1 protein-coding gene and 1 pseudogene are annotated in these 950 nt (G+C 60.3%); one reads left to right on the top strand and one right to left on the bottom strand.

The features are described 5' to 3' along the window. The coding region (locus tag C0V97_RS18080) for a zinc-binding dehydrogenase (RefSeq protein WP_148114988.1) at nucleotides 1–539 on the top strand (539 nt) is incomplete at its 5' end. A gap of 98 nt (nucleotides 540–637) precedes the next feature. Here C0V97_RS18080 and C0V97_RS18085 read toward each other — a convergent pair. Then, a pseudogene (locus tag C0V97_RS18085) lies at nucleotides 638–950 on the bottom strand (DeoR/GlpR family DNA-binding transcription regulator); the annotation flags it as partial.

Genomic DNA, 950 nt, shown 5'->3' on the forward strand with positions numbered 1-950 from the left:
TGGGTCCCGGTCAGCGCGTTGGTATCGTCGGCCTTGGCGGACTGGGCCATATGGGCGTGAAATTTGCGCGCGCCTTCGGTGCCGAGGTGGTGCTGTTCACGACCTCGCAGGGCAAGGTCGAGGACGGGCTGCGTCTTGGCGCGCATGAGGTCGTTCTCTCGAAGGACCCCGAAGCAATGGCCCGCGAGACAGGACGTTTCGACTTCATTCTCGACGCGGTAGCCGCCGAGCATGATATCAACACCTATCTGAACCTGCTCAAGCGTGAGGGCACGCTGGTCCAGGTCGGTGCGCCCGAACAACCTCTGCCGGTCGCGGTGTTCAGCCTGATCATGAAGCGTCGGCAGTTCGCTGGTTCACTGATCGGCGGCATTGCCGAGACGCAGGAGATGCTCGATTTCTGCGGTGAACACGGCATCACCTCCGATATCGAGATGATTGCCATGGACGAGATCGAGAACGCCTATTCGCGCATGATCAAGTCTGATGTGAAGTACCGCTTCGTCATCGATATGGCGACGCTCGAAAACGCTGCCTGATCGGAATACGGGGAGGGGACAACCTCTCCCCGTTCGCCACCACGCAGAGGGGGCATTCTCCTCCGACATGCGCGAGACATTCGGGCCCAACGCGCCTCTCAGCAAACCTCGACCGTGATGCCCGAGGCGTCGAGTTCCGAAACGACGACCGGCTTGATCTGGCTATCGGTCAGGATACGATCGAAGTCCTGCAGCGATGTAAGGCGATGTAGCCCGCCCTGGCGGAATTTCGTACTGTCGACAAGCAGGACGCAGCGATCTGCGATCGCCATGAGGGCGCGCTTGACCTTCACCACATCCTGATCGTTCTGGAACGCCGTGTCCCCCGAGATCACCGAGGTGGACATGAACATGATGTTCCCGCGAAGCGAACGGGCAGCCTGCTCGCAGACGAGTCCGAAAAACGAGATY

Source organism: Asaia sp. W19 (assembly GCF_003994335.1).
Taxonomy (GTDB): Bacteria; Pseudomonadota; Alphaproteobacteria; order Acetobacterales; family Acetobacteraceae; genus Asaia.